Genomic DNA, 818 nt, shown 5'->3' with positions numbered 1-818 from the left:
ACAGAAGATTCTTTCATAAATTCAATGTTTTCTAAATAAAATACATCATTATCTCCATCACCATTTGGTGTTACACCATTATAAATGATGACATTACTTGGTAAAACTTCAATTGTAACGGTTGCTGTACTACAATTTGCAAGATTCAAGTTTTCACAAATAGTATATGCAAAAACATAAGTACCTGGAGCTACACTTGTTCCAACTGTTATAACACCCGAAGTATAATTCATTGTCATACCACTTGGCAAACTAGATACTGGTTGAATTGTAACAGATGCAGCACCTGTTAATAAACCTCCGTTTAAGGTATCGTTAAGTAAAACACTCACTGAACTGCCACCAACTCCATTGTAAATTGGGATTGTATTTACATCGTCAATCGCAATAATTACCGAAAGTGCTACCGCTACTTGAACTGTTACTATATTACATTTTTGCGGTGTTAAATTATCGCATAATTGATATGTTACCGGATAGTTTCCTGGTGGCATTCCTGCTACAACATTGATTGCTCCTGTCGCTTGATCTAAAGTTATCCCTACTGGCCATACTCCTGATGTTGCTACTGTCGCATTACCTCCTACTCCTAAAGTCGCTGGTAACCCATTTACAACATCGTTTGCAGCTACGTTTAGTATTGCTACTCCTCCTGTTGCTGGTACTGTACCATTTTCTGCTACTGGATTTACTACCGCTGTTACAGTGACTGTATCTACTACTGTAGCACATGTTTGTGGCGTTAGTTTATCACACAATTGGTAGGTTACTGGATAAACACCTGGTATGGTACCTACCGCTACGTTGATAGCACCTGT

1 protein-coding gene is annotated in these 818 nt (G+C 38.1%); it reads right to left on the bottom strand.

Annotated elements, in window-relative coordinates:
* A partial coding sequence (locus B0A57_RS05925; RefSeq protein WP_133062902.1) for a putative Ig domain-containing protein occupies nt 1-818 on the bottom strand: 818 nt, incomplete at both ends.

Origin of the sequence: Flavobacterium psychrophilum DSM 3660 = ATCC 49418 (assembly GCF_002217405.1) — a bacterium.
Lineage (GTDB): Bacteria > Bacteroidota > Bacteroidia > Flavobacteriales > Flavobacteriaceae > Flavobacterium > Flavobacterium psychrophilum.
Note: the sequence above shows the minus strand (reverse complement) of the source record. Positions and strands in the feature narration are given on the sequence as shown.